This is a genomic window from Nocardiopsis sediminis (assembly GCF_042650565.1).
Lineage (GTDB): Bacteria > Actinomycetota > Actinomycetes > Streptosporangiales > Streptosporangiaceae > Nocardiopsis_B > Nocardiopsis_B sediminis.
Genome location: NZ_JBHSBH010000025.1, coordinates 1 through 24,629, shown reverse-complemented (window position 1 = coordinate 24,629; position 24,629 = coordinate 1). Strand labels below are relative to the sequence as shown.

Sequence of the window (24,629 nt, the reverse complement as noted above, 5' to 3'; positions counted from 1 at the left end):
CGAGTCCCGGCAGGCCGGCGCCCCCGCCAGAGCGCGGGCGACGCGTGGGGCCGGTGTACGCCTCGGGACGTAGGGCCCGCTACGTTGCACGGCCGATGACAGACCGTGGACGCGGCGTCATTGTGGAGCCATGGACACCACGGCGCCGCCGCGGCGCACCGGCCCGCCTCCCCGCAGTCGTTCCGCCGCACGGGCGCACCTCCCCACGGGCAGTCCCGGGACCGCAGGGTGAGCGGTTTCTGGACGGCGATCCTGCTGTCGGTCGTCTCGGCGCTGTGCTACGGGGCCGGTGCGGTCACCCAGCGGCGGCTGGCCGACCAGATCGGCGGCACCTTCGACCGGCGGGCGCTCACCGCCCTCATGCGCCACCGCCTGTGGTGGACCGCCCTGGCGCTCAACGCCGCGGGGGCGCTGCTGCACGTGGCCGCCCTGGCCTTCGGGACGCTGACCGTGGTGCAGCCCCTGGGCACCCTGGCGCTGGTCTTCGCACTGCCGTGGGCCGCACGCTGGGCCGCCCGCCCGGTGACCCTGCGCGAATGGCACGGCGCGATCCTCACCGTCGCCGCGCTGAGCGTGATGCTGGTGGTGGCCCCCACCAGCGGCGGGTCCACGCTCTCGCCCGCGACGACCGCGGCGGTCCTGGCCGTCGTCCTGCTGAGCGTGGGGGCGCTCATCGCCGCCGCCCACCGCATCCCCCGGCCCCGCTGGAGCAGCCAGGTCCACGCCGTGGCGGCCGGGATCGCCTTCGGCGCGGCCTCGGCCCTGACCAAGACCTTCACCGACGAGATCGCCGCGGGCGGGGCGCTCCACGCCCTCACCCACCCGGCCGCCCTGGGCACCATCGCGCTGGCGGCCGCGGGCGCGCTGCTGTCGCAGGCCGCCTACCGCGGGGTCGCGGTGGGCGCGCCGCTGGCCACGATGAGCCTGGCCAACCCCGTCGCCGCGGTGCTCATCGGCATCGGGGTGATGGGCGAGGAGTACCTGGGCGGGTCGTGGGGCGTGGGCGTCGCGGTGATCAGCGGCATGGTCGCCATCCGCGGGGTCCACCTCCTCGCGGCCACCACCGACCCGCCACACGTGCCCCGCACGCCCACCCGCCCCCGCGTCGGCGCCCTGCACCGGTGAGCCCCCCGCGTCGGCGGGCGAAGAGGTCGGGAGGATCACCACAAGACTTGGCGGCCTCGTGGGTGCCCGACCCAGGGTCATGCCTGCTACGGCCGACCTCGCTCTTCGGCCGCTCGTCAGGGTCGGCGACTGCGCTGTCGCCCGCAGGCGCGCGAGGCGCTGGCCCGCCTCCAGCTCCCCATCGCCGCCCCGGAGGCCTCGCCGCGCACTTAACGGGGACGAGCCGGAATCGGCAGGGTGGGCGCCGTCCGCAGCGACGGCCGGGTCAGGGCCGGTGGCGCATGGGGTGGTCGGCGGGGACCTCCACCACGCAGATCCGAAGATTGTCGGGGTCGGCGATCCACATCTCGATCAGGCCCCACGGTTCGCGTGCGGGCGCGCGCAGGATGGTGACGCCGCGGGCGAGCAGGTCGAGATGGGCGGCCTCGGCGTCGGGGACCTGGAGCCACAGCCGCAGGTCACCGGAGTCGGGTGCGCGTTCGGCCCGCCCCGACAGCTCCAGGAAGCCGCCGCCGAGGAAGAACACGGTCCCGCGTTCGGGCCCGGTGCCGAACTCGCGGAAGACCGACAGCCCCAGCGCGTCGCGGTAGAACGCGCGGCTGGCCTCGGGGTCGGTGGGGCGGATGAGGATCCGGCTGCTCAGCACGTCGACCATGTGATCGACCCTAGACCAGGACGCCTCCGGATCGCCGGTGTTCCCCGGTGCCGGTTGCGCCGGGCCGACCCGCTCGGCTCCGCCTTGACCTCAACCGCGGTTCACTTCCGATCATCGGTGCGGGCGACCGCCATGGCCGCCCCTCCCGAGCCGGACGGCGCGGGCGCAGCGATCAGGGGGGATCCACGATGACGACACAGCAGCAGACGCAGACACCCACCGGCGCGGACGAGGTGGCCGACGCCTACGTGGCGGCCTTCCGGGGCGGGGACCTGGCCCGGGCCGGGGAGCTGATGGCGCCCGACATGGTCCGGGTATCGCCGCTGGAGGGCACGGGCGATGCGGGCGAGATCCGCGGCCTCGACGCGATCATGGCGAACGCCGCCCGGCTCACCGCCGAATACGACATCCGCGGCGTCGACGTCCAGGGGCCGTTCGTCTCGGGTGACCGCTTCGCCGTCCGGTTCGCCTTCGACCAGGTCCACGTCCCCACCGGCCACCGCGCCGACACCGTGAAGATGTGCCTCTACACCGTCGTGGGCGGCCGGATCGCGCGCGAGGAGGTCTTCTACCACAACGAGCCGCAGCAGGCCGGGTGATCCGGCCCCCGGGCCGGCCCGCTCCCGGTGCCCGGGAGCCGCTCCGTGGCCGGGGCCGCTGCTGTGCCAGGCTGGTCGCCACCGGCCTGCTCCGGGCCGCCCCGAGGGGCCGCGACCGGGCCGGCCCACGCACCGACTCATGCGGAGGCCCCATGCCCGGCACGCCCCACGGCCCCATCGGCGCGGCCGACGGCGGCGGCCCCGATGGCCCGGCCCGCGAGCACGCCGAGGTCGCCGCGTTCCGGGCCTCGCTGGGCCTGGAGCACCTGATCGACGTGCACACCCACTTCATGCCCCAGCGGGTGCTGAGCAAGGTGTGGGCCTACTTCGACACCGCCGGGCCGCTCGTGGCGCGCCCCTGGCCGATCACCTACCGGCACGAGGAAGAACAGCGGGTGGAGATCCTGCGCGGCTTCGGCGTGCGCGCCTTCACCTCGATGCTCTACCCCCACCGGCCCGGCATGGCGCGCTGGCTCAACGACTGGGCCGCCGACTTCGCCGCACGCACCCCCGACTGCCTGCACACGGCGACGTTCTTCGCCGAACCCGATGCGGCCGGGGACGTGCGCCGCGCCCTCGACCAGGGCGCCCGCGTGTTCAAGTGCCATCTCCAGGTCGGCGGGTTCGACCCCAACGACCCCATCCTGGAGAAGGTGTGGGGGCTGGTCGCCGACGCCGGGGTGCCGGTGGTGATCCACTGCGGATCGGGCCCCGTCCCCGGCGCCCACACCGGGCCCGGGCCCATCGGCCGGCTGCTGGCCCGCCACCCGCGGCTGCGGCTGGTCATCGCCCACCTGGGCCTGCCGGAGTACACCGAGTTCCTGGACCTGGCCGAACGCCACGAGGCCATCATGCTGGACACCACCATGGCGTTCACCCCGTTCACCGAGACCATGGCCCCGTTCCCGCGCGCCGCCCTGCCCCGGCTGGAGCGGCTCGGCGACCGCGTCCTGCTGGGGACCGACTTCCCCAACATCCCCTACCCCTACATCGACGCACTGCGGGCCCTGGAGGGCACCGGACTGGGGACCGAGTGGCTGCGCGCGGTCTGCCACGACAACGCGGCCCGGCTGTTCGGGCTATGACCCCCTGACGCCCGGGCCGCGCAGAGCTCCCCGCTCAGTCGACGGTCGCCGGCTCCCAGGCGCGGTCGACGACGCGCACCAGGCCGCGGTCGGTGATCTTGACGCTGGGCGAGACCGCCAGGGTCAGCGTCGACAGGCTCATGAACGCGTTGCGGTTGCGCCACCCCCACGCGTGCACCGCCTCGCGCACCCGCCCCGACACCTCGGCGACCTCGGCCGCCGGGCGCTGCGACATCACCCCGCCGATCGGCAGCGGCAGCGTCACCGGATCGGCGTCGCCCACCACGGCGCACATCCCGCCCCCCGCGGCCACGACCTCCGCGACCGCCTCGCGCAGCGCCTCGGCGGTGGTGGCGACCACGGTGAGGTTGTGGCTGTCGTGGGCGTAGGTGGTGGCGAACGCCCCGATGTAGAGGTCGTGGCCGCTCACCGGCGCGACGGCCACCGTCGCCGCCCCGGTGTGGCGCTCGATGACCGCCACGATCGCGGTGCGCCCCTCCCAGCGCACGACGCCGTCGCGCACCGGCAGCCGCACCTCGGCGGGCCGGGTGGAGGTGTCCACCGGGTTGACCTCGATGGAGCGGAAGGTGTGCTCGCCGTCGGGCAGGTCGACCCGCCAGGCCAGGCCGGCGGGGTCCAGATCCGCGAGGCGCACCGAATCGGCGAAGGGGTTGTGCGGCGCGGCGCCGGGGCCGGCGAGCGGGCGCCCACCGCGCCCCACCACCGCTCCCCCGGCGATGACCGCCTCGGGCGCCAGGTCGGTGAGCGAGCGCAGCAGCACCAGGTCGGCGCGCTTGCCGGGGCTGACCACCCCGCGGTCGTGCAGGCCCAGGCGGCGGGCGGGGTGGACGGTCATGGCGCGCAGCACCGCCAGCGGCGGCATCCCCCGCTCCAGCGCCACCGACCCCACGTGGTCCAGGTGGCCGTGGCGCAGGATGGCGTCGGCGGCGATGTCGTCGGTGACCAGGCACAGGTCGGGCAGGTGCGGCAGCCCCAGCAGCGCGTCGACCACCTCGGGCGTCAGGCACTTCTCCTGGAGCATCAGCAGCATGCCCAGCCGCGCCTTCTCCAGCGCGACCTCGGGGCGGTTCTTGCAGTGGTCGGAGTCGATGCCCGCCCACAGGTACTCGCCCAGGTCGGCGCCGGAGAGGTCGGGGCAGTGGCCGTCGAGGCGGACCCCGCGGCGCCGGGCGGCCTCGACGATGGCGCGCATGCGCCCGTCGCCGGAGACCACCGCCCGGTAGTCCATGACCTCCCCGAGGGTGGTCACCCCCTCCCACCCGAGCATCTCCTCGATGTCGGCGGCGTCCAGGCGCGCCCCGGCGGTCTCGAACCCGTCGAGCGCGGGCACGCACGAGGGCACCGCCCAGCACATCGTCTGCCCGGTGCCCCTTCCCTGCTCGATCATCCACGCCTGGCCGGCGCGCCCGGCGACGTTGACGATCTCGTGGGCGTCGGCCAGGACCGTGGTGGTGCCGCGCGGCAGCGTGATGCGGGCGAACTCCGCGGGCGCCAGCAGGGAGCTCTCGATGTGCATGTGGGCGTCGATGTAGCCGGGCGCGATGATCAGGCCGTCGGCCTCCACCACCTCGCGCGCCCGGGGGCCCTGCCCGGGCGGGGTGACGGCGCGGATCGCCTCGCCCTCGACGGCGACGTCGGCCGGCCACACCTCCCCGGTCTGCACCGACAGGACGCGTCCGCCCCGGATCAGCAGGTCGGCGGTCGTGGGCTCGGTCATGGTCCCCTTCCAGGAATGGGGTCGAAGGCGGGCGGGCAGGCGGCGGGCGCCTCAGCCGGCGTGGCGGGCCAGGCGCTCGGTGAGCAGGGCGGTGAAGCGGTCGGCGTCGACGCTGCGGGCGATGCGCACGGTGCGCGAGCGCCCGGGGGTGCGCAGGTCGGCGACGAGCGCCCCGCGGGTGACCTCGCCGGCGCACTCCACGGTCGCGCTGCCGTGGCCGTACTCCAGCAGGCCGGGGTCGATGAGGCCGGCGAGGGCCAGGGCGTCGTGGACGGGCACCGCGGCGACGCCGAAGCGCTCGCGGTAGCGCTCGACGAACCCGCGCAGCAGCTCCCCGGCGGCCCCCGCCGCGCCCGCCAGCCCGGCCAGGTGCTCGGCGGCCTGAAGGGGGAGCAGCGCCGCGCGGGTCACGTCCAGGCCCACCACCCGCACCGGCACCCCGGATTCCAGGACGCAGCGGGCGGCCTCGGGGTCGGCGTAGAAGTTGAACTCCGCGGCGGGGGTGATGTTGCCCTGCGCGAAGGCGGCCCCGCCCATCACGACGATCTCGCGCAGCGCCGGGCCGGCCTGGGGGTGGCGGGCGAGCAGGGCGGCGACGTTGGACAGCGGGCCGATGGCCACCAGGGTGAGGGCGCCGGGGGCGGCCAGCGCCTGCTCGGCCAGGAAGTCGACGGCGTGGCCCGGGCCGGGGGCGCGGGGCGGCCCGGCGGGCGCCAGCCCGCCCAGGCCGCCGGCGCCGTGCATGGGCTCGTCGGCGATGCGCGCCGGCCGCGCGATCGGCCCCGCCAGCCCGGCCACCAGCGGCAGGCCGGCGGGGGCGCCCGCGAGGTCGAGCACGTGGGCGGCGTTGCGGGTGACGTCGGCCAGCGCGGCGTTGCCGGCGACGGTGGTCACCCCGCGCACCTCCAGCTCGGGGGAGGCCAGCGCGAGCAGCAGCGCGATGGCGTCGTCGACGCCGGGGTCGCAGTCGATGACGACCGGCAGGCTCACCGGGCGACCTCCTCGATGTAGCGGTCGAGCCAGGCCGAGCGCTGCTCGGCGATGAGGGCGAGGTCGCCCTGGTGGTAGCCGCCGGCGGCGGGGTCCTCGGCAGCGGGGCCGGCGACCTCGGTCATCAGGTCGGTGACCGGGGCATCGGGGTGGACGGGCTTGTCGTAGATGACCTCGGCGACCTGCGCCTGCACCTCGGGCTCCAGCAGGAACTGGATGAACTGCTCGGCGCCGTCCTTGTTGGGCGCCCCGGCGACGATCTGGGCGGTGTTGGCGGTCATCACCCTTCCCTCTTCGGGGACGGCGAAGCCGATGGGCTGGCCGGCCTCCACCGAACTCATGGCGAAGTTGTCCAGGCCGGGGGCCATGGCGACCTCGCCGCGTTCCAGCAGGCTGGTGAGCTCGGTGGAGCCGGTGTAGAACTGGAGCGCGTCGGGGCCGATGCGCGACAGCCGCTCGAACCCGGTGTCGGCGTCGGTGGGCCCTGACCCGTAGGCCTCGCCTGTGGCCAGGACGAACATGGGCCCGGCCGAGACCGAGATGTCGGGCAGCGCGAAGCCGCCGGGGTGCTCGGGGTCCCACAGCGCGTCCCAGGAGGTGGGCGGCTCCTCCACCATGTCGGTGCGGTACATCAGGCCCAGCAGCTGGAAGGTGTAGGCGGGGCCGTAGCCGTCGGGGTCGACCGCCCAGGGCTGGATGTCGGCCATGGCGGGGACCGCGGCGGGGTCGACGGTGTCGAACAGGTCCATCTCGCGGCCGATCTCGGCGTAGTAGTCGGAGATGAGGACGACGTCGGTGTCGGGCTGGTCCTTGTTGATGCGCAGCTTGGTGAGGCGCCCGGCGTTGGTGCCGGTGTCCAGGACCACCTCGATGCCGGTGCGCTCCTCGAAGGGCTCGCCGACGACCTGCATGAACTCCTCGGTGGCGAAGGCGAAGGTGCTGACCACCAGGGTGTCGGTGTCGTTGACGCGGGGGGCGGCGCAGGAGGTGAGGGCGAGCGCGGCGGCCAGCGCCCCGGCCGCCGCGGTCGGGCCGGGCCTCATCGCGCGCTCCCGGCTTCGGCGGGGGCGCCCAGCTGGACGAGGCGGTGGCGCGGCAGCGCCACGCGGACGCGGTCGCCGGGGCGCAGGTCGTCGCCCGGGTGCACGCTGCGCAGGGTGGCGCCGGGGCCCTCGCCGCCGGTGGCGACCTCGACCAGGCAGTGGCTGCCCTGGTAGGTGACGCCGGTGACGGTGGCGTCCAGGCCCACGGCGTCGCCGCCCTCGCTCTGGCCGTCGGCCAGGAGCGTCACGTGCTCGGGGCGGATGGTCACCGGCCCGGTCTCGGGCAGGTCGGGGAAGTTGTCGTAGCCCAGGAACTCGGCGACGAACCGGTTGGCGGGCGCGGGGAAGATCTCCCGCGGGTCGCCCTCCTGCTCCAGGCGGCCCCCGTTGAGGATGACCATGGTGTCCGACAGCTCCAGCGCCTCGTCCTGGTCGTGGGTGACGAGGATGGCGGTGAGGCCGGTCTCGCGCTGGACGCGCAGGAGTTCGCGGCGCATCTGCACGCGCAGCCGCGCGTCCAGGTTGGACAGCGGCTCGTCCAGCAGCAGCACCGAGGGGCGGATGGCCACGGCGCGGGCCAGGGCGACGCGCTGCTGCTGGCCGCCGGAGAGCTCGCCGGGCTTGCGGGCGGCGGCGTGGGAGAGGCCGACCAGTTCCAGGGCCTCGCCGGCGCGGCGGCGCACCTCGTCGGCGGGCAGCTTGCGGCTGCGCAGCCCGAAGGCGACGTTGTCGGTCAGCGTCATGTGCGGGAACAGGGCGTAGGACTGGAAGACCATGCCGATGTTGCGCTTCTCGGGCGGGGTGGCGGTGGCGTCGGCGCCTTCGAGCAGGATGCGCCCGGAGGTGGGCCGCAGGAACCCGGCGATCATGCGCAGCGTGGTGGTCTTGCCGCAGCCGCTGGGGCCGAGCAGGGTGGTGAACCTGCCGCGGGGCACGGCCAGGTCGAGGTCGGTGACGGCGGCCACGGATCCGGGGCCGCCGAAGCGGTGGCTGACGCCGTCGAGCCGGACTACGGGTGTCATGTCGGGGTGTCTCCTTCTCGGCGGCTAGCGGCCGAAGACCTTGGTGAAGCCGGCCAGGCGCTCGGTGGCGAAGGCCACCGCGACGCTGAGCGCCAGCAGGATCACGCTGACGGCGGCGACGACGGGGTCGAACGAGGACTGCACGTAATTGAGCATCTCCACGGGGAGCGTGGCGACGCCGGGGCCGGTCAGCAGCAGCGACAGCGGCACGTTGTTGAGCGAGGTGATGAACGCCAGGATGGTGGCCGAGACGATGCCGGGGCGCATGACCGGCAGCGTCACCCGAAGGAAGGTGCGCACCGGGCCGGCGCCGAGCCCGCGGGCGGCCTCCTCCAGCCGGGGGTCGGCCAGGGCGAGCGAGGCGCCCACGACGCGCACGGTGTAGGGCAGCAGCAGGACGGTGTGCCCGATGACCAGGGTGCCCAGGGCGGTGATGTGCAGGCCGACCATGACCTGCTGGAACAGGGCCAGGCCCAGGACCAGTTCGGGCACGATGATCGGCGTGAAGAACAGGTTCTCGATGGTGCGGCGCCCCGGGATCGCCCCGCGCTGGAGGGCGAGGGTCGCCGGGATGCCCAGGGCCAGGGCGAGCACGGTGGAGGTCAGGGCGACGGTGAGGCTGGTGCCGAAGGCGTCGATGAAGGGCGTGTATTCCAGCGCGGCGGCGAACCAGCGCATGGACAGTCCCTGCGGCGGGAACGCCAGGGTGCTGCCGGCGGTGAAGGCGACGCCGAGCAGGATCACCACCGGGCCCAGCATGAGGGTGAAGGCGAGGGCGGTGAGCAGGGTGAGGACGGGGCGGCGCAGGATCATGAGGTGGTGCTCCCGATCTTGCCCAGGCGGCCCGACAGCGCGGTGACGGCCAGGACCAGGACGGTCATGACCAGCGCGACGGCGCTGGCGGCGGGCCAGTCCAGGCTGACGTTGACCCGGCTGTAGAGCAGGGTGGACAGCAGCCGCTCGCGGGAGCCGCCCAGCAGCTGGGGGGTGGTGAAGGCGGTGACGGCCCCGGCGAAGACGAGGGTGCAGCCCACGAGGGTGCCGGGCAGGGCCAGCGGGAGCACCACCTGGCGGAAGGTGCGCCCGGGTGAGGCGCCCAGGCCGCGGGCGGCGTCCTCCAGGTGGGGGTCCTGCTGGGAGAGGCTGGAGTAGGCCGACAGGATCAGCAGCGGCAGGAACAGCTGCACCAGGCCCAGCACGATGGCGGTCTCGGTGTAGAGCAGCTGCACGCGGCCCAGGCCCAGGGCGGCGCTGACCTCGCTGATGAGGCCGTTGCCGCCCAGGACCACGATCCAGCCGTAGGTGCGCACGACGGTGTTGAGCATCAGCGGGAAGATCGCAAGGGCGAGCAGCTTGCCCGCCCAGCGGGCCGGCGCCCGCGAGATCAGGTAGGCCACGGGGAACCCGAGGACCAGGCAGATCGCGGTGGTGAGGGCGGCCACCCGGATCGTGCGGGCGATCACGGGCAGCAGGTAGGGGTCGGTGAGGAGGGCTCCGGTCTCCCTGGCGACGATGGCGGGGTCGCCGTCGGGTGGCGCGGCCAGTGTGGCGGCCACCGGGTAGAGGAAGGCGAAGAGGAGCACGGCCAGACCGGGCACGAGCAGTGCCAGCATGGGGCCACGCCGGGTCACATCCACCCCCGAAAGGTTGCGTTCCGGACGAACCGGCACTGGGACTTGTGGGAAATATAAGCGCTTCAGCTGCGGGGATTTCTGCAAACGCTACTGCAAGCGATTGCAACAGCGTACTCTCGGATCCGGGCCCCGCGACAGCCCGCCCGTGTAACGACCGTGTGAAACAACGACCAGCGAGGAGCCCGGGTTGGCACGCCTGGAGGATGTGGCCCGCGAGGCCGGGGTATCGGCGTCGACGGTCTCACGCGCACTGAGCCGGCCCGGCATGGTCGCCCCCGCCACCCTGGAACGCGTCCGCGCGGCAGCCGACGGCCTGGGCTTTCGCGTCAACCCCGCCGCGCGCGCCCTCATCACCGGCCGCACCGGGTTCTTCGCCATGCTCGTCCCCGACCTGGAGAACCCCTTCTACGCCGCCAGCATCGCCGCCGCCCAGGACCTGGCCGCCCAACGCGAGCGCCGCCTGCTCATCGCCGTCACCGACGGCTCGGCCCAGCGCGAGCAGGCAGCGGTGCACGACCTCGAAGAGCAGGTCGACGGGTTCATCCTGCTCTCCCCCGTGGCCGGCACCACCGAGCTCAAAGACCTGCACCGGCGCAAACCGGTCGTGGTCATCAACCGCAAGGTGCCCGGCCTGACCTCCTTCACCGTCGACACCCCCGGCGGCCTCGCCCGCATCTACGACCGCCTGGTGGAACTGGGCCACACCGACGTCGCCTACCTCGCCGGGCCCCCGGGCTCCTGGATGGACCGACGGCGCCGCGCCACCCTCGCCGAGCACGCCGGCGCCCCCGGGCTGCGCGTGCACATCCGCGGCCCGGTCCCGCCCTCCTTCACCGAGGGCGCCCGGGCCACCGCCGACCTCCTGGCCACCGGCTGCACCGCCATCCTCGCCTACAACAGCCTGCTGGCGCTGGGGGTCATGTTCGAGCTCGGCCGCTGCGGCGTGCGCGTCCCCCACGACATCAGCGTCGCCGCGGCCGACGACATGGCCTTCGCCGGCCTGCCCGGCGAGCCCATCACCGCCGTCCACGCCCCGGCGCCCGACCTGGGCCGCCACGCGGTCGCGGCGCTGATCGAGATGGCCGGCGACGCCTCGGGCCGCCGCCCCGCCGGGCGCACGCTGCCCACCACCGTCCGCCTCACCGCCACGCTGGCCGCCCCCCGCTCCGCTGGACAGGCGGGTCCGGTCACCGCCGGCGGGGAGAGGACCGGCCGAAGGGACGACCCGGCCGGGCAGGCCGTCGACCCCCGGTAGCGGCGGCGAGGGACCGCGCCGGATCCGCCGGCGCAGACGTTGCCGCGGGCACGCCTCCGTGTCAGGATGGGGCATCGGGCAAATCGATTTGTCTGGCATCCGGGGTCCTCGCGCCAGCTCGGCGGCACCCGCGTGGGGACCCCGAACCCGCCCACCTCTCACCGGCCACCCTTAGGTGGCGCGTGAGCAGCGCCGGGAGCCGCTCTGTCCCGCTCGCGCCGGTCCGACACGGCCGGAGACCGGCGACTCCACGCGGTCTCGGACACGGTGCCCGGCGAGCCCCGCCGCAAACACCCCGAGCCCCCCTGCCCGCCGTCGCCGCAGGCAGGCGACCTCTGGCCGGTGACCGCGCCCCGGCCGACCGTCTCCGCGCGCACCCAGGCGCCGCCCCACACGTCGCCCGCACCCCCACCCGGCACGCATCGCCGGGGACGGATGGCAACAGAGAGGCGTCTCACAGGCGGAATCAGCGGATCAGGGGATGACCCGGTGCCCGGGCCGGCGTTGCCCACGCCGGGAGCACATCCTCCCCCCGCTCCCGTCACCCCGAAGAGCCCGAAGGGAACCTCCGTGCCCATCGCCCTGCTCGCCCTCGCCATCGGCGCATTCGGCCTGGGAACGACCGAATTCAGCGCCATGGGCTTGCTACCCGACATCGCCGAGCATTTCGGGGTCTCGATCCCGGTCGCCGGGTACATGATCTCCGGCTACGCCCTGGGCGTGGTCGTCGGCGCCCCGGTGCTGGCGCCGCTGAGCGCGCGGTTCGACCGCAAGCACCTGCTCATGGGGTTGATGGCCCTGTTCACCCTGGGCAACCTGGCCTCCGCGCTCGCGCCCACCTACACCTTCCTGGTCGCCGCGCGCTTCGCCACCGCGCTTCCCCACGGCACGTTCTTCGGTGTCGGCGCGGTGCTCGCGGCGGCTCTGGTGCCGGTCACCAAGCGCTCCCAGGCGGTCTCGCTGATGATCGCCGGGCTGACGATCGCCAACATCGTCGGCGTCCCCCTGGGCACGATGGCCGCCCAGCAGTTCGGCTGGCGCAGCACCTTCGCCCTGGTCACCGTCATCGGCGTGGCCACCATCATCGCGATCGCCGCGCTGGTGCCCGCCCAGCGCCCGCAGCCGGGCGCCTCGGTGCGCTCGGAGTTCGGCGCGCTGGCGCGCGGCCAGGTGTGGCTGGCGCTGGGCGTGGCCGCGATCGGCTTCGGCGGCATGTTCGCCTCCTACAGCTACATCTCGCCGATGATGACCGACGTCACCGGGTTCTCCGCCGGCGCGGTCCCGATCATCCTGGCCGTCTACGGCGTGGGGATGACGCTGGGCAACCTCGTCGGCGGCCACGCCGCCGACCGGGCGCTCATGCCCACGATGTACGCCGGGATGGCGGGCATCGCCGCGGTGCTGCTCCTGCTGCACGCGCTGGCGCCGTTCAAGGCCGGGGCGGTGGTCATGGTGTTCCTGCTCGGCTTCGCCGGCAGCTCACTGATCCCCTCGTTGCAGACCCGGCTGATGGACGTCGCCAAGGACGCCCCGTCGCTGGCGGCGGCGCTCAACCACTCCGCGCTCAACTTCGCCAACGCGGCCGGTGCGTGGCTGGGCGGTCTGGTCATCGCCGCGGGCTACGGCCTGACCGCCCCCAACCTGCTGGGGGCCGGCCTGGCCGTGGTCGGCCTGGGCCTGGCGCTGGCCTCGGGCCTGCTCGACCGCCGCACCGCCCGCCGGCCGGCCCGCGCCGAAACCCCGGAGCCGGTTCCGGCGGGGGTCGGCGACGGGTCCGCGCGGCGCTGAGAAGGAGGTCCGGATCAGCTGCCGTGCGGGTCGGCGGCGTTGAGCGCGGCGACGACCTGGTCGTAATCGCCGCGCGCCTCGCCGTAGCGGAGGAACTTCACTCGCTCGACGAGGACCTCGCGCGCCTGGGGGTCCGCCTCGAGCAACGCCATGGCCTCGTCGGCGAACGCATCCAGCGGCATGGCGAAGTCCGCGGTCTCCTGGCCCGGCCGGAGCGTTGTGCGCACCGCCGGCGGGACCAGCTCGACGACCTGCACGCCGCTCTCCGCCAGCTGAAGGCGCAGCGTCTCGCTGAGCATGTGGATCGCGGCCTTGGTCGCGTTGTAGGACGGGGTGACGCGCAGGGGGGTGTGGGCCAGCCCGGAGGAGACCGTGACGATCGCGGCGCCGGGCCGCGTCCGCAGGCGCTCCACGAGCGCGGCGATCAGCCGGATCGGGCCGAGGAGGTTGGTGGTGACGACCTCTTCGGCGTCGGCCAGGAACCCGGCCGTGCGCCAGTCCTCGACCCGCATGATGCCGGCCATTGCCACGAGCACGTTGAGGTCGGGGTAGCGGTCCACGACGTCGCCTGCCGCGGTGACGATCGACGCCGGGTCGGCGGTGTCGATGCGGACGGCGCCGAAGCCGTGTTCGGCCGCCAGCTTCTCCAGCAGCTCGGTGCGCCGCCCGCCGATGACGACCGTGTTGCCCTTGGCCCGCATCCGCAGAGCGAGGGCGAGGCCGATGCCGGAGGTGGCGCCGGGAATGAAGACGGTGTTGCCGGTGAGGTTCATGCCCCCACCCTGCACGGGCCCGGCCCGCCGCGGGAGCGACCCGGCGATCGAAGGATCGCCGGTCCCTGGATGAGCCCGGTCAACGTGGCCCACCATGGGACCCATGAACCGTGCCGCTCTCGCCGACTTCCTGCGCCGCCGCCGCGAAGGGCTGCGCCCCTCCGACGTCGGCCTGGTCCCCGGGCCGCGCCGGCGCACGTCCGGGCTGCGGCGTGAAGAGGTCGCGGGGCTGACCGGGATGTCCACCGACTACTACGTGCGGCTGGAGCAGCAGCGCGGCCCCCAGCCCTCCGAGCAGATGCTGGCCGCGCTGGCCCGCGCACTGCGGCTGACGGCCGACGAGCGCGACCACCTGTACCGGATCGCCGGGCACAACGTCCCCCGGCGCACGCGCGACGACGCGCACGTCGCCCCCGCGCTGCTGCGGGTACTGGACCGGCTGGAGGACAGCCCGGCGCTGATCCTGTCGGCGCTGAGCGAGGTGCTCGTCGCCAACCGGCTGGCGACCGCGATCTTCGGCGACCACTCACGGCGCACCGGCTGGGAGCGCAGCGACGTCTACCGGTGGTTCACCGACCCCGCCTCGCGCGCGGTGTACCCGCCCGAGGACCACGGCCGGCACGCCCGCGCCATGGTCGCCGCCCTGCGGTCGGCCTATGGGGCGGAGGGGGAGCACTCGCGCGCGGCCGAGCTGGCCGGGGTGCTGCTCTCGATGTCGGCGGAGTTCCGCGAGATCTGGGAGCGGCACGAGGTCGCGCGCCGCTTCGAGGACCACAAGACCCTGGTGCACCCCCAGGTGGGCCGGATCGAGGTGGACTGCCAGGCGCTGCTGACCCAGGACCAGTCCCAGGCCCTCCTGGTCCTCACGCCCGCCCCCGGCAGCGAGGCCGAGGACAAGATCCGCCTGCTCGCCGTCCTGGGACATGAGGAGTTCACCGGGAGGAGCTGAGAGCCGGCGGACCCGCCCGCTTGAGGGGAGACCGCATCCGCGGGCGGGCAGGGCTGTTCGCCGTTTGCGAGGGGGAGCCCCGCCCGCCCCCGGGTCAGTTCAGGGTCTCGGGGTCGGGGCCGACCCGGGTGCCGGTGTCGAGGGCGGCGAAGGCGGCGAGGTCGTCGGCGTCGAGCGTGAAGCCGAACACCTCCAGGTTCTCGCGGATCCGCGACGGCGTGACCGACTTGGGGATCACCACGTTGCCGAGCTGGAGGTGCCAGCGCAGCACCGCCTGGGCGGGCGTCACCCCGTGCTTGGCCGCCACCTCCGCCAGCACCGGTTCGTCCAGCAGCCCCTTGCCCTGGCCCAGCGGGCTCCACGCCTCGGTGGCGATCCCGTGGGCGGTGTCGTATTCGCGCAGCTGGGCCTGTTGCAGGCGGGGGTGCAGCTCGATCTGGTTGACGGCCGGGACGGTGTCGCTCTCCTGCGCCAGCCGCTCCAGGTGGGCCGGGTTGAAGTTGGACACGCCGATCGCCCGGGCGCGGCCCTCGGCGTGGATGCGCTCCAGTGCCCGCCAGGTCTCCACGTACAGGTCGCGCGCGGGGGTGGGCCAGTGGATCAGGTACAGGTCGACGTGGTCCAGCCCGAGCTTGGCCAGCGACGCGTCGAACGCGCGCAGCGCGGAGTCGTAGCCCTGGTCGGTGTTCCACAGCTTGGTGGTGACGAACACGTCGTCGCGGGGCAGGCCCGACGCGGCGATCGCCCGCCCCGTCCCCGTCTCGTTGCGGTAGAGGGCGGCGGTGTCGATGCTGCGGTACCCCGCCTCCAGCGCGGTGGCGACCGCCTGCTCGGTCTCGTCGTCGGGCACCTGGAACACGCCGAATCCGAGCTGCGGCATGGAGACGCCGTTGTTCAGGGTGACGGTGGGGATGTTCGGTATCACGGTGTCGATCTGCTCCGATGCTTGCTGCACGTCAGACGGTCGGTGGCGCAACGCCTCCACGAACGTATCGGACCGCCCCCCGCTTGGCTCAAGAGACCCGCCCGTGACCTCCCCCTCACCACGCTGCCCTACGCTGACCGGCGCAGCGATCACGCCCCCGACAGCGAGACGAGGACCACCGTGACCACCTGGACCCCTGCCCCCCGCCATGACCGGTAACGGCGCGGCGCCCGGCCCCCGCGTCCTCTACGCCGACCCCGACTGGTCCGACGACCCCGGCGCCCATGAGGGCCCCGATGTCGACACCGACGACCAGCCGGATTTCGCTTTGGGGATCACCGCCGTCGCGGCCGCCTGCGACCTGCGACGGTTCGCCCTGACCACCGCGTCCCAGGGCAACACCGAGAGCGGCCGGCTGTGCCTGTTCGACTCCGCGACCGGCACCTGGCACTGGCGCGACCTGGAGGAGGAGGGCCGGTTCATCGGGGACGGCGAACAGGTCGCGTTCTCCCCCGGCGGATCGCTGATCGCGGCCGCCACCTCCACCGACCTCAAGACGGTCGTCTGGCGCGGCGACGACCTGGCCACGGCCTGGTCCGCAGCCTGCCCACCGGCGAGGCCGTGTCCCGGCAGCCGAGCGGGGTCCCCGGCGCGTGCTTCCTCGCCTGCGCACCCACCGGGGACGCGGTCGCCGTCGGCGGCCACGAGGCGGTCCGGGTGCTACGGGCGGGCAGCGCGGGGACGCAGAGCATCCCGATCGCCGGGGTGTGCCACACCGTGCACTGGTCCTCCAGCGGGCTGCGCGTCCTGTGCGTGGACGACGCGTCGGCGAGCGTGGTGGACGCCGGCGGGCGCACCCTGTGGGCCGGCGACGTGCCCGGCCCCGGCCATCTGGTGGCGGCCTTCACGCCCGATGGCGGCGCACTGGTCACCGTGGACGCCGACATCGCGCAGGTCATCGCCTGGCCCCTGGGGGTGGACTAGTGAAAAATTGAACTCATCGGTTCATTTTGATTTCCTAAGTGGTAGGTTCGTCGGCATGGCGAAGACATTCGTGGTCACAGGTGGAACCGACGGCATCGGCGCGGCCGTCGCCCGGGCGCTGTTCTCGCGGGGCGACCGTGTCGTCGCGATCGGGACCTCCCCCGCCAAGGGGGCCGCGCTCGCCCGGGAAGCGGCCGGCACACCCGGATCCCTGACGTTCATCCGGGCCGACCTCAGCCTGGTGGCCGACAACGAGCGCGCCATCGCCGAGATCACCGACGACCATCCCGACATCGACGGCCTCGTCCTGTGCGCGCGCTACTTCCGGTCCCGGCGCCGGGTGACGCCGGACGGGTTCGAGGACAACTTCGCCCTCTTCTACCTGAGCCGCCTGCTGTTCGGCTACGGGCTGCGCGGCGCGCTGGAGAGGGCGCAGCGGCCGGTCATCATCAACGCCGCCGGGCCGGGCCACGACACACCGATCCACTGGGACGACCTCCAGAGCGCCCGCAACTATGACGGCGTGCAGGCGATGTTCATGACCGGGCGGTTCAACGACCTGCTCGGGGTCACCTTCGCCGAACGCCACGGCGCAGGCCCCGTCCGATACGTGCTGTTCCACCCCGGGACGACGGCGACGAGCTTCGCCGGCGAATTCGACCCCGCGACCGCGGAGTTCATTCAACGGCAGAAGGCGCCGGCCAAGCCCGCCACCGATGTCGTCCCCCCGATCCTGCGGCTGCTCGACGATCCGCCGCGCCGCGCGCTCAGCGCGTTCAGCATGGACACCGAGCTCAGCATCGACGCCGGCCTGTTCCCTCCGGAGGACGCCGCCCGCCTCGCCGACCTCACGGCACGGCTGCTGGGCTCACGCGCGCGCTGACGGCTCCGCGGCGCCCCGCAGCACGGACCGCGATCCGCCCGCCACGGCCCCTTCCACTCGGCGGCCGGGTGCCGTTACCGTGCAAGAGGTGGCGCGATTCGCACTCCCGCGCGGGCACCCCCGCGCGGCCGGTGAAGGGAAACCCATGAGCACCGACGCCCAGCAGCCCGCCGACCTCCCCGCCGCCGAGGAATCCGACGTCGTCGAAGAGGACCTGCTCGTGGAGGACGTGTCCATCGACGGCATGTGCGGCGTCTACTAGGCCCGCCCCGTGCCGCCCGACGACTCCCCCGCCACCGCCGCACCCCCCGCGCTCGACCTCGACGCCCCCTGGGACCTGCACCCCCAGGTCGCGGTCCGCCCCGAGCCCTTCGGGGCGCTCCTCTACCACTTCGGCACCCGCCGCCTGTCCTTCCTGAAGGACCCCGTGCTGCTCGCGGTCGTGCGCGCCCTGCCCGGCCACGCCACCGCCCGCGGCGCCTGCGACCACGCCGGGGTCGGCGCCGCGCAGCTCCACCGCTACGCCCGCGCCCTGGCGACCCTGGCCGCCACCGGCATGGTCATCCGGCGCACCCCGAGGGCCGCGCAGCCCCCGGACGACGCCACGCGCTGACCCCCGCCGACCTCGCCGCGGGTCCGGCGGCTTTCCGGGCGCACGGCCGCCCCCTGCGCGGTGACGTGGCGCGCGGGCTCCGGTGCCCGCCTCAGGGACCTTCCGCCGGGGTGTGCGCGGGGGAGGTGTCCGCTCCCCAGCTCGCCAGGAGCCGCAGGTTCTCCGCCGCGGCCGAGCCCGCCCGGGCATGGTGGACGACCAGCACGTGCTCGGGGTCGTCGGGCAGCCGGAGCGATTCGTAGGACAGGGAGACCTCCCCCACCAGCGGGTGGTGCAGCGACCGGGTGCCGTGGCTGTGCCCGGCGACGTCGCGCCCGGCCCACAGGCGGCCGAACTCCTCGCTCTTCACCGCGAGCTCGCCCACCAAGGCCAGCAGCCGCGGATCGTCGGGGTAGCAGCCGGCATAGAGCCGCAGGGCGCCGACGGCCTCGGCGGCGTGCACGTCCCACTCCGCGAAGAGCCGACGGTAGCCGGGCCGCAGGAGCAGCAGCCGCGCCCAGTTGCGCTCCTGGGGCGCCACCCGGTCCCAATCGCCGAAAAGGGCCGCCGCCATCGGGTTCCAGGCGAGGATGTCGGTGCGCCGCCCCGTCACATAGGCGGGCACCCCCTCCATCGCGGCCAGCAGGTCGCGCACCGCGGGACGCACCTGCTCGCGTGCCGGGGGCCGGCCGTTCTTGCGGGGGGTGCACCTGGCCAGGTGCCTCAGGTGCAGGGCCTCGGTGTCGGTCAGGCGCAGCGCGCGGGCGATCGCATCGATCACCTCGACCGAGACGTTGCGGCCCTTGCCCTGTTCCAGCCGGGTCAGGTAGGCGACGGACACCCCGGCGAGCCGGGCCAGCTCCTCGCGGCGCAGGCCGGGCACCCTCCGGTAGCGTCCCAGCTCCGCGAGCCCCACCTCCTGCGGGCTCACCCGGGCCCGGCGGCTGCGCAGGAACGCCCCGAGTTCGGCGCGCGTGTCGATGGGCGACCCGCTGCCGGGCCCCGCGTCCACATCCGTACCGGATCCGTCCTGTATACGACCCATCCGCCCAGGTTATAGGGGTGGATATGAGCCCGAGGGCACGAGCCTGGCCCTGCCGGTGGTAGGACCACCGGTCCCCCGCGCCACAGGTGTCTGGGAGATCCGGCCACACTGCGCCAGCCTGTCAACCGGGTGCCCCGGCCAGGAATCCGCCGGGGGCGCCGCACGACCACGATCCGGAGGATGTCCGACATGAGTTCTTTCGTCGCCCAACGCAACGGCCAGGCGGCGACCGCCGAGGAGCTGGCGCCGCTCGCCTTCGCGGGCTACGCCCATTTCACCGCAATGCAGGCGCGCGGGGGCCGGGTCCGCGGCCTGGACCTGCACCTGGAGCGGCTGCGGTCGGCGTCGCTGGAGCTGTTCGGCCGGGCGGTGCCCGACGACCGGATGCGCTCCTTCCTGCGGGCGGCCCTGGAACAGGGGCCCGCCGACGTGTCGCTGACGGCCACCGTGCACTCGCGCGAGGGCGAGTTCACCGCGGGCGGCGACGGCGCCGAGCCTGCGGTGCTCGTGCGCACCGGCCCGCCCGCATCAGGGCCGCAGGGGCCGCTGGCGCTGGCCACGGTCGAGCACGAGCGGTTCCTCCCCGCCGTCAAGCACGTCGGCGAGATCGCCAAGACCTACCTGCTGCGCAGGGCCGTCGCCGACGGCTACGACGACGCCGCTTTCCTCGACCGCCACGGGCGGCTCAGCGAGGCGTCGATCTGGAACCTGGCCTTCTGGGACGGCACGGCGGTGGTGTGGCCCGACGCCGAGGTGCTGGGCGGGACCACGATGGGCGTCCTGCGCAGGCGGCTGGACGGCCTCGGCGTCCCCCAGTCGGTCCGGGAGGTCCGCCCGGCCGATGTGCCGGGCCTGGCGGGGGCCGTGGTCATGAACTCCTGGACGCCCGGTGTGGCGGTCCACCGGATCGGCGACACCCCGGTGCCCGATGCGCCGGAGTTCCGGGAGCTGCTCCACGAAGCCTACGGGGCCGAACCGCTCGTCGCGCCGTGAAAGGCGGCCGGGGGTGGCCCTCTGTACGACCGAACGGGGGCGGGCGGCACTTCACCGGGCCAGATCGGGCGCGAACGGGTGCCAAGATCCGGGATTGGCCCGGCGACCGGACCGGTTGAGGCCGCGAAAAACGACGATTGGCCCAGCGCCGAGCTGATGGCCGTCATCGTCGTACGAACCGGGATACCCCGCACCGGCACCGCCAAAACCCCCGCCGATGCCCGCGGATCCGCTCATCGCCGCTCCGTCCGGTCAGCCACCGCGACGCCCGGCGCCCGGTACCTGCTACCGCGCGTCGCGGCTCAGTGCGCCCCATAGCGCAGGCGGCCGTAGCGCCGCTCGAGGTCAGCGCGAGTCGCGTCCCCGGGATCGGTGAACCCCGAGGACCACGGGACGGGGCAGGGTCCGGTGTGCTCAGGGTCGGGGCAGGCCAGGGCCGCGATACGGTCCTGGAGGCCGCGCCGCAGCGCGGGATCGGCGAGCACGCCGATGCGCAGCTCATGGACGGCGCGGCCGCCCGGCGGGCGGCCCGGGTTCTCCACGCGCCACTGCTCGGGCAGTTCCGCGTACAGCTCCGCGACGGTCAGGGCGTCGCCGGGGGCGGCGGGTGCACCGCCGTCCTCCATGCGCACCGACCACCCCGCGAGCGCGGGGACATGGCCGGCCAGCAGTGTGCGGGCGTCCCCGGCCAGCCCGGCGGTGGCCGCGCCGGTGGCGAAGACGCCCAGGCGCAGTTCGAACAGGTCGGGCTCACTGGCGTCCACTGTTGCTCCTGGTCATGGTCCGGTCGAGGTGCGGGTACGCCGCGGACGACGGCGGCGCGCGGCCGACCTTAACGGCGCATACCGGAGAACCGCCACCGGATATCCGCCGGCGCCGCCGCAGGCGGCGACCTGCATGCCGCCGATGGCGGCTGCGACGAAATGGGCCAGGCGGCGGGGGGCCGATCTCCCCCGAGCGGCGCCCACCCGCCGGGGGCGGGGCCGCGCACGTGCGATGGGGTGCGCGCCGCGTCTTCTGCGATCCGCTCCCGGGGGCGCCGGCGCCTCGCCTAGGCTTCCGGGGTGACAGCGGAATTGAACGACGACGTCCACGCCGCCGCGCGGATTCTGTGGGACTTCCACACCGCGTCGGCCCTGCCCCATGGCGAACCCGGCCGCCACGACCTCATCCTCGCTCTGGGCAGCCACGACCTGCGGGTGGCCGAGCACGCGGCGCTGCTGTGGCGCCAGGAGGCCGCGCCCCTGCTGATCTGCTCGGGCGACCGGGGCCGGCGCACCGGGGGACAGGACGGCCACACGCGCTGGGAGCGCCCCGAGGCCGCGGTGTTCGCCGACATCGCCCACGCCGCAGGGGTTCCCCGCTCCGCGCTGCTGCTGGAGGACCGCTCGACCAACACCGGGGAGAACCTCACCCTCAGCCGCGCGCTCTGCGAGCGGGAGCACATCGCGCACGGCCGGATCCTGCTCACCGCCAAGCCCTACATGGCGCGCCGCGCCCTGGCCGCCGCACAGGCCAAGTGGCCCGGCCCCGAGTGGGCCTTCAGCGGACCTGCCCTGGACTACGACACCTACCCCGCCGATGCCGCAGAGGCAGGGGAGCTCGTCCACTTCCTTGTCGGGGACCTCCAGCGCCTGCGCGTCTACGCCGAGCGCGGCTGGTCCGCCCCGGTCGACGTCCCCTCCCAGGCGCGCGCAGCCTTCGACGCCCTGGTCACGCGGGGCTTCACCGCCCACCTGGTTCCGGGGGCGCCAACCGGGGTGTGACCACGGCCCCGTGTCCGGCCGTGGCCCACCCGGGTGCGGGACCGGTCCGCGCGGCTCGGGGGCACCGGCGCCGGCGAGGCGCGGGCTCCGTGGCTTCCCCCTGAACGGGCGTATCGGCGTACAGGCCACGGCACACCCTCGTCGATGGGCCGGTGCCGCCTCCGGCGATGGTGGGCCCGGCCGCCCTCCCGGGCGGTCCCGCGCCCGCGTACCGCCCGGCCTACAGGGCGCGCACTGGGCGCCCGCCCCGTTTCCGGCGGCGAGCGGCGGGGCAGGCCCACACCGACCCCCCGACCGAGAGGCGGCGATCCCCGTGTCCCACCCCGCAGGCGCTCCCGATACCCGCGAGGCCCGGCTGGCGGCCATGTACGGCGAGGAGGACCTGGGGTCCTTCTCGCTGTTCTCCGGCAACTTCATCAACTTCGGGTTCTGGCGGGGGGCGCCGCCGGACCCGGCGCGGCCCATCACCGTCGAGGAGCGCACCGCCAGCCAGCGGGACCTGTACCGCGAGGTGGCGGGCCGGCTGGGGGCGGGGCCCGGTGACCGGCTGGTGGAGGTGGGCTGCGGGATCGGGGTGGGGGCGGCGCTGGTCCTGGCCGAGTTCGCGCCCGCCTCGGTGACCGGGGTGGACGTGTCCCCCGACCAGCTCGGCCGCGCCCGGCGCGCCAACGCCGAGGCGCTGGCCGCGAGCGGCGGCCGGCTGGCCTACCGCCAGGGGTCGGCGTTCGCGCTGCCCGAGCCCGACGGCGGCGCCGACGGGGTGTACTCGGTGGAGGCGGCCCAGCACTTCGGGGAGCTCGCGGGCTTCGCCCGCGAGGCCCACCGTGTGCTGCGGCCGGGCGGGCGCCTGGCCGTGGCCTCGTTCTTCACCCCTGGCGAGCAGGGCGCCGACCGGCTGGCGGAGCTGCTGGAGACCGTGGGCAACGGCGTGGACGTGGTGCTGCCGGTGGCCGGTTTCGCCGCCGACCTGGAGGCGGCGGGCTTCGCCGATGTGCGCGTGGAGCCGATCGGGGAGCACGTGTGGCGGTGGTTCGACGCCTGGATCGGCCAGACGGAGTTCGCCGACTCCTGGGGCCGCAACTGGCTGCCCGCCTATGAGGGCGGGCTGGTCGACTACTACATCATTTCCGCCACCGCGTGAGTGCCGCGCGCCCCGGCCGCGGGGCCGGGGCGCCGGAGGCGCCCGGGGGCGTTCAGTCGCCGGCGTGGTCCTCGGCGCCTTCGGCGAACTTGGCGGCGTTGGCCTCGCGGCGGGCGAAGACGTCGTTGCGCATCTCGTTCATCTGCTTGAGGACCTTTTTGCGCGGGCGCGCGGCGAGCCGGTCGATGTAGAGGCGGCCCAGGGTGTGGTCGGTCTCGTGCTGGAGGCAGCGGGCGAAGTAGCCGCTGCCGGAGAGGGTGAGCGCACGGCCGTCCTTGTCGAAGCCGTGGACGACGGCGTGCTCGGCGCGCGGCAGGTCGGCGTGGGGGCCGGGGACCGACAGGCAGCCCTCGCTCTCGACGAGAAGCTGGTTGGCCTCGGGGTCGCGCTCCTGGAGGACGGGGTTGATGATGTGGCCGACGTTGCGGATGCCGTCGTCGTCGGGGCAGTCGTAGACGAACAGCCGCAGGTCCTCGCCGACCTGGTTGCCCGCGAGGCCCACCCCCTCGGCGACGTACATGGTGACGAACATGTCGTCGATGAGCCGGGCGAGTTCCTCGGTGCCGAAGGCCTCGGCGGCGACGTCGCGGTTGCGCCGGTGCAGCACGTCCTCGCCCACGACGGTGATGCGCCGCACCCGGCCGCGGGCGGCCTCTGGGGCGAGGTCGGGGTAGGCGTCGACCGGCTCCCCCTGGACGCGGACGCGCATGTCGGCGGGGTGTTCGGACGTGGACTGCTCGGACATGCGGGGCTCGCTCTTTCCGCCTCAGAGGATGGTGGTGCACCCGGGGTGCGACCCTCGCAAAATATCAGCGTGTTCGGGTGAAGGACCCCGGGGCGTTCACGCCCGGGAGGAATCGCCCCGGGTCGCCGCGGATCGGGGCGGATCGACGGGTTGCGGGATTCGGGCCCCACGCCGGAGTGACATTCGTTAGTGTGTTCGATCGTGAAGCTTTCGGTGCGGGTGAAGCTCCTGCCGACCCTGGAGCAGGCGTCGGCTTTGGGGTCGACGCTGCGCGCCCTCAACGTCGCTGCGAACCGGGTGTCAAAGGTGGCCTATGAGCGCGGTGTGCCGCGCGAGTACGAGCTGCGTAGGCATACCTACGCCGAACTCAAAGAGCGCGGTCTGGGGGCGCAGGCCGCCCAGCTGACCATCCGCAAGGTCCGCGACGCCTACACCGCCCTCAAGGGCAACATCACAGCCGGGAACCTGGGCAGGCCCGGCTCCGTGCGCCGGGTCAAGGCCGAGGCGAAGCCGGTCAACTTCCGCCCTGACGCCGCTCACCCCTACGACGACCGGAATCTGTCATGGAACCTTGACGTACAGACCGTGTCGATCTGGACGACCGCAGGGCGCATTAAGCACGTCCGCTTCGCGTGTTCGGCCGGTGCGCTGAAGATGCTGCAGGAGCACCGCAGGGGCGAGTCCGACCTGATCGAGTGCGACGGCGCGTTCTACCTGGCCGCCGTCTGCGACGTGGCCGAGCCTGAGCCGTATGAGCCCGACGGGTTCATCGGCGTGGACCTCGGTATTGCCAATGTCGCCACCGCTTCCACCGGCTACCGTGCCGCCGGGCGTGGCCTGGACCGGTACCGCAGGCGGCAGCTCGCCCTGCGCGCCAAGCTCCAGAAGAAGGGCACGAA

25 protein-coding genes and 1 pseudogene are annotated in these 24,629 nt (G+C 74.2%); 14 read left to right on the top strand and 12 right to left on the bottom strand.

The window, feature by feature from the left end:
- Window positions 1–228: 228 nt before the first annotated feature.
- A complete protein-coding gene (locus ACFOVU_RS29050) occupies window positions 229–1,125 on the top strand; it encodes a DMT family transporter (RefSeq protein WP_378538670.1) in 897 nt (298 codons plus the stop codon).
- 265 nt (window positions 1,126–1,390) lie between these two features.
- Here ACFOVU_RS29050 and ACFOVU_RS29045 read toward each other — a convergent pair whose 3' ends face one another.
- Window positions 1,391–1,780 carry a VOC family protein gene (locus ACFOVU_RS29045; protein ID WP_378538668.1) on the bottom strand — a complete coding sequence of 130 codons (390 nt, stop codon included), beginning with the start codon at window positions 1,778–1,780 and terminating at the stop codon, window positions 1,391–1,393.
- Window positions 1,781–1,968: 188 nt separating this feature from the next.
- Between ACFOVU_RS29045 and ACFOVU_RS29040 the strand changes: the two genes are divergently transcribed.
- Together ACFOVU_RS29040 and ACFOVU_RS29035 are read left to right on the top strand one after the other, a co-directional pair.
- Window positions 1,969–2,379 carry a nuclear transport factor 2 family protein gene (locus tag ACFOVU_RS29040; RefSeq protein ID WP_378538667.1) on the top strand — a complete coding sequence of 137 codons (411 nt, stop codon included), beginning with the start codon at window positions 1,969–1,971 and terminating at the stop codon, window positions 2,377–2,379.
- Window positions 2,380–2,531: 152 nt separating this feature from the next.
- A complete protein-coding gene (locus ACFOVU_RS29035; RefSeq protein WP_378538665.1) occupies window positions 2,532–3,464 on the top strand; it encodes an amidohydrolase family protein in 933 nt (310 codons plus the stop codon).
- Between the two features lie 34 nt (window positions 3,465–3,498).
- Here ACFOVU_RS29035 and ACFOVU_RS29030 read toward each other — a convergent pair whose 3' ends face one another.
- From ACFOVU_RS29030 to ACFOVU_RS29005, 6 genes are read right to left on the bottom strand one after another with little or no spacing between them, the layout of a single operon-like run.
- Window positions 3,499–5,202, bottom strand: coding sequence for an adenine deaminase C-terminal domain-containing protein (locus tag ACFOVU_RS29030; RefSeq protein WP_378538664.1), 1,704 nt, complete (start codon window positions 5,200–5,202; stop codon window positions 3,499–3,501).
- A 51-nt stretch (window positions 5,203–5,253) separates the two neighbouring features.
- A complete protein-coding gene (locus ACFOVU_RS29025) occupies window positions 5,254–6,192 on the bottom strand; it encodes a nucleoside hydrolase (RefSeq protein ID WP_378538662.1) in 939 nt (312 codons plus the stop codon).
- Window positions 6,189–7,235, bottom strand: coding sequence for an ABC transporter substrate-binding protein (locus ACFOVU_RS29020; protein WP_378538660.1), 1,047 nt, complete (start codon window positions 7,233–7,235; stop codon window positions 6,189–6,191). Before ACFOVU_RS29020 ends, ACFOVU_RS29025 begins: the two co-directional genes overlap by 4 nt.
- Window positions 7,232–8,257 carry an ABC transporter ATP-binding protein gene (locus ACFOVU_RS29015; protein WP_378538659.1) on the bottom strand — a complete coding sequence of 342 codons (1,026 nt, stop codon included), beginning with the start codon at window positions 8,255–8,257 and terminating at the stop codon, window positions 7,232–7,234. The genes ACFOVU_RS29020 and ACFOVU_RS29015 overlap by 4 nt, the downstream gene beginning before the upstream one ends.
- Window positions 8,258–8,281: 24 nt before the next feature.
- The gene (locus tag ACFOVU_RS29010) at window positions 8,282–9,070 is read right to left on the bottom strand and encodes an ABC transporter permease (RefSeq protein ID WP_378538658.1); all 789 of its coding nucleotides are present in this window, start codon (window positions 9,068–9,070) and stop codon (window positions 8,282–8,284) included.
- Complete coding sequence (locus ACFOVU_RS29005) at window positions 9,067–9,870, bottom strand: ABC transporter permease (protein WP_378538656.1); 804 nt, start codon at window positions 9,868–9,870, stop codon at window positions 9,067–9,069. Before ACFOVU_RS29005 ends, ACFOVU_RS29010 begins: the two co-directional genes overlap by 4 nt.
- A gap of 208 nt (window positions 9,871–10,078) precedes the next feature.
- Here ACFOVU_RS29005 and ACFOVU_RS29000 point away from each other — a divergent pair, with 208 nt between their 5' ends.
- Together ACFOVU_RS29000 and ACFOVU_RS28995 are read left to right on the top strand one after the other, a co-directional pair.
- A complete protein-coding gene (locus ACFOVU_RS29000; RefSeq protein WP_378538655.1) occupies window positions 10,079–11,146 on the top strand; it encodes a LacI family DNA-binding transcriptional regulator in 1,068 nt (355 codons plus the stop codon).
- Between the two features lie 570 nt (window positions 11,147–11,716).
- Entirely contained in the window at window positions 11,717–12,934 is a 1,218-nt protein-coding gene (locus ACFOVU_RS28995) for an MFS transporter (RefSeq protein ID WP_378538653.1), read from the top strand.
- Window positions 12,935–12,948: 14 nt separating this feature from the next.
- On the opposite strand, the gene ACFOVU_RS28990 is transcribed toward ACFOVU_RS28995, so the two are convergent.
- A complete protein-coding gene (locus ACFOVU_RS28990; protein WP_378538652.1) occupies window positions 12,949–13,707 on the bottom strand; it encodes an SDR family oxidoreductase in 759 nt (252 codons plus the stop codon).
- 103 nt (window positions 13,708–13,810) lie between these two features.
- Here ACFOVU_RS28990 and ACFOVU_RS28985 point away from each other — a divergent pair, with 103 nt between their 5' ends.
- Complete coding sequence (locus ACFOVU_RS28985) at window positions 13,811–14,656, top strand: helix-turn-helix transcriptional regulator (protein ID WP_378538650.1); 846 nt, start codon at window positions 13,811–13,813, stop codon at window positions 14,654–14,656.
- Window positions 14,657–14,750: 94 nt separating this feature from the next.
- Here ACFOVU_RS28985 and ACFOVU_RS28980 read toward each other — a convergent pair whose 3' ends face one another.
- Window positions 14,751–15,569, bottom strand: a complete 819-nt coding sequence (locus ACFOVU_RS28980) for an aldo/keto reductase (protein WP_378538685.1) — start codon at window positions 15,567–15,569, stop codon at window positions 14,751–14,753.
- Between the two features lie 633 nt (window positions 15,570–16,202).
- Here ACFOVU_RS28980 and ACFOVU_RS28975 point away from each other — a divergent pair.
- The 4 genes from ACFOVU_RS28975 (at window position 16,203) to mftB (ending at window position 18,061) form a co-directional block, all read left to right on the top strand.
- Entirely contained in the window at window positions 16,203–16,565 is a 363-nt protein-coding gene (locus ACFOVU_RS28975; protein WP_378538649.1) for a hypothetical protein, read from the top strand.
- 55 nt (window positions 16,566–16,620) lie between these two features.
- Entirely contained in the window at window positions 16,621–17,448 is an 828-nt protein-coding gene (locus ACFOVU_RS28970; protein ID WP_378538647.1) for an SDR family NAD(P)-dependent oxidoreductase, read from the top strand.
- A 145-nt stretch (window positions 17,449–17,593) separates the two neighbouring features.
- Window positions 17,594–17,710, top strand: a complete 117-nt coding sequence (gene mftA, locus ACFOVU_RS28965; protein ID WP_378538645.1) for a mycofactocin precursor MftA — start codon at window positions 17,594–17,596, stop codon at window positions 17,708–17,710.
- Between the two features lie 9 nt (window positions 17,711–17,719).
- The gene (gene mftB / locus ACFOVU_RS28960) at window positions 17,720–18,061 is read left to right on the top strand and encodes a mycofactocin biosynthesis chaperone MftB (RefSeq protein WP_378538644.1); all 342 of its coding nucleotides are present in this window, start codon (window positions 17,720–17,722) and stop codon (window positions 18,059–18,061) included.
- 91 nt (window positions 18,062–18,152) lie between these two features.
- Here mftB and ACFOVU_RS28955 read toward each other — a convergent pair whose 3' ends face one another.
- A complete protein-coding gene (locus tag ACFOVU_RS28955; RefSeq protein WP_378538642.1) occupies window positions 18,153–19,085 on the bottom strand; it encodes a helix-turn-helix domain-containing protein in 933 nt (310 codons plus the stop codon).
- A gap of 189 nt (window positions 19,086–19,274) precedes the next feature.
- On the opposite strand from ACFOVU_RS28955, the gene ACFOVU_RS28950 reads away from it, so the two are divergent.
- Window positions 19,275–20,078, top strand: coding sequence for an aminotransferase class IV family protein (locus tag ACFOVU_RS28950; RefSeq protein WP_378538641.1), 804 nt, complete (start codon window positions 19,275–19,277; stop codon window positions 20,076–20,078).
- Window positions 20,079–20,380: 302 nt separating this feature from the next.
- On the opposite strand, the gene ACFOVU_RS28945 is transcribed toward ACFOVU_RS28950, so the two are convergent.
- Window positions 20,381–20,842: a hypothetical protein gene (locus tag ACFOVU_RS28945; RefSeq protein WP_378538640.1), complete on the bottom strand. Its 462-nt coding sequence runs from the start codon at window positions 20,840–20,842 to the stop codon at window positions 20,381–20,383.
- 300 nt (window positions 20,843–21,142) lie between these two features.
- Here ACFOVU_RS28945 and ACFOVU_RS28940 point away from each other — a divergent pair, with 300 nt between their 5' ends.
- Window positions 21,143–21,844 carry a YdcF family protein gene (locus ACFOVU_RS28940; RefSeq protein ID WP_378538639.1) on the top strand — a complete coding sequence of 234 codons (702 nt, stop codon included), beginning with the start codon at window positions 21,143–21,145 and terminating at the stop codon, window positions 21,842–21,844.
- Window positions 21,845–22,157: 313 nt separating this feature from the next.
- Window positions 22,158–22,985, top strand: coding sequence for a class I SAM-dependent methyltransferase (locus ACFOVU_RS28935; RefSeq protein ID WP_378538638.1), 828 nt, complete (start codon window positions 22,158–22,160; stop codon window positions 22,983–22,985).
- Window positions 22,986–23,037: 52 nt separating this feature from the next.
- Here the strand turns inward: ACFOVU_RS28935 and def are convergent, their stop codons facing one another.
- The gene (def, locus tag ACFOVU_RS28930; RefSeq protein ID WP_378538637.1) at window positions 23,038–23,730 is read right to left on the bottom strand and encodes a peptide deformylase; all 693 of its coding nucleotides are present in this window, start codon (window positions 23,728–23,730) and stop codon (window positions 23,038–23,040) included.
- A gap of 201 nt (window positions 23,731–23,931) precedes the next feature.
- Between def and ACFOVU_RS28925 the strand changes: the two are divergent.
- Window positions 23,932–24,629, top strand: a pseudogene (locus ACFOVU_RS28925) (RNA-guided endonuclease TnpB family protein); the annotation flags it as partial.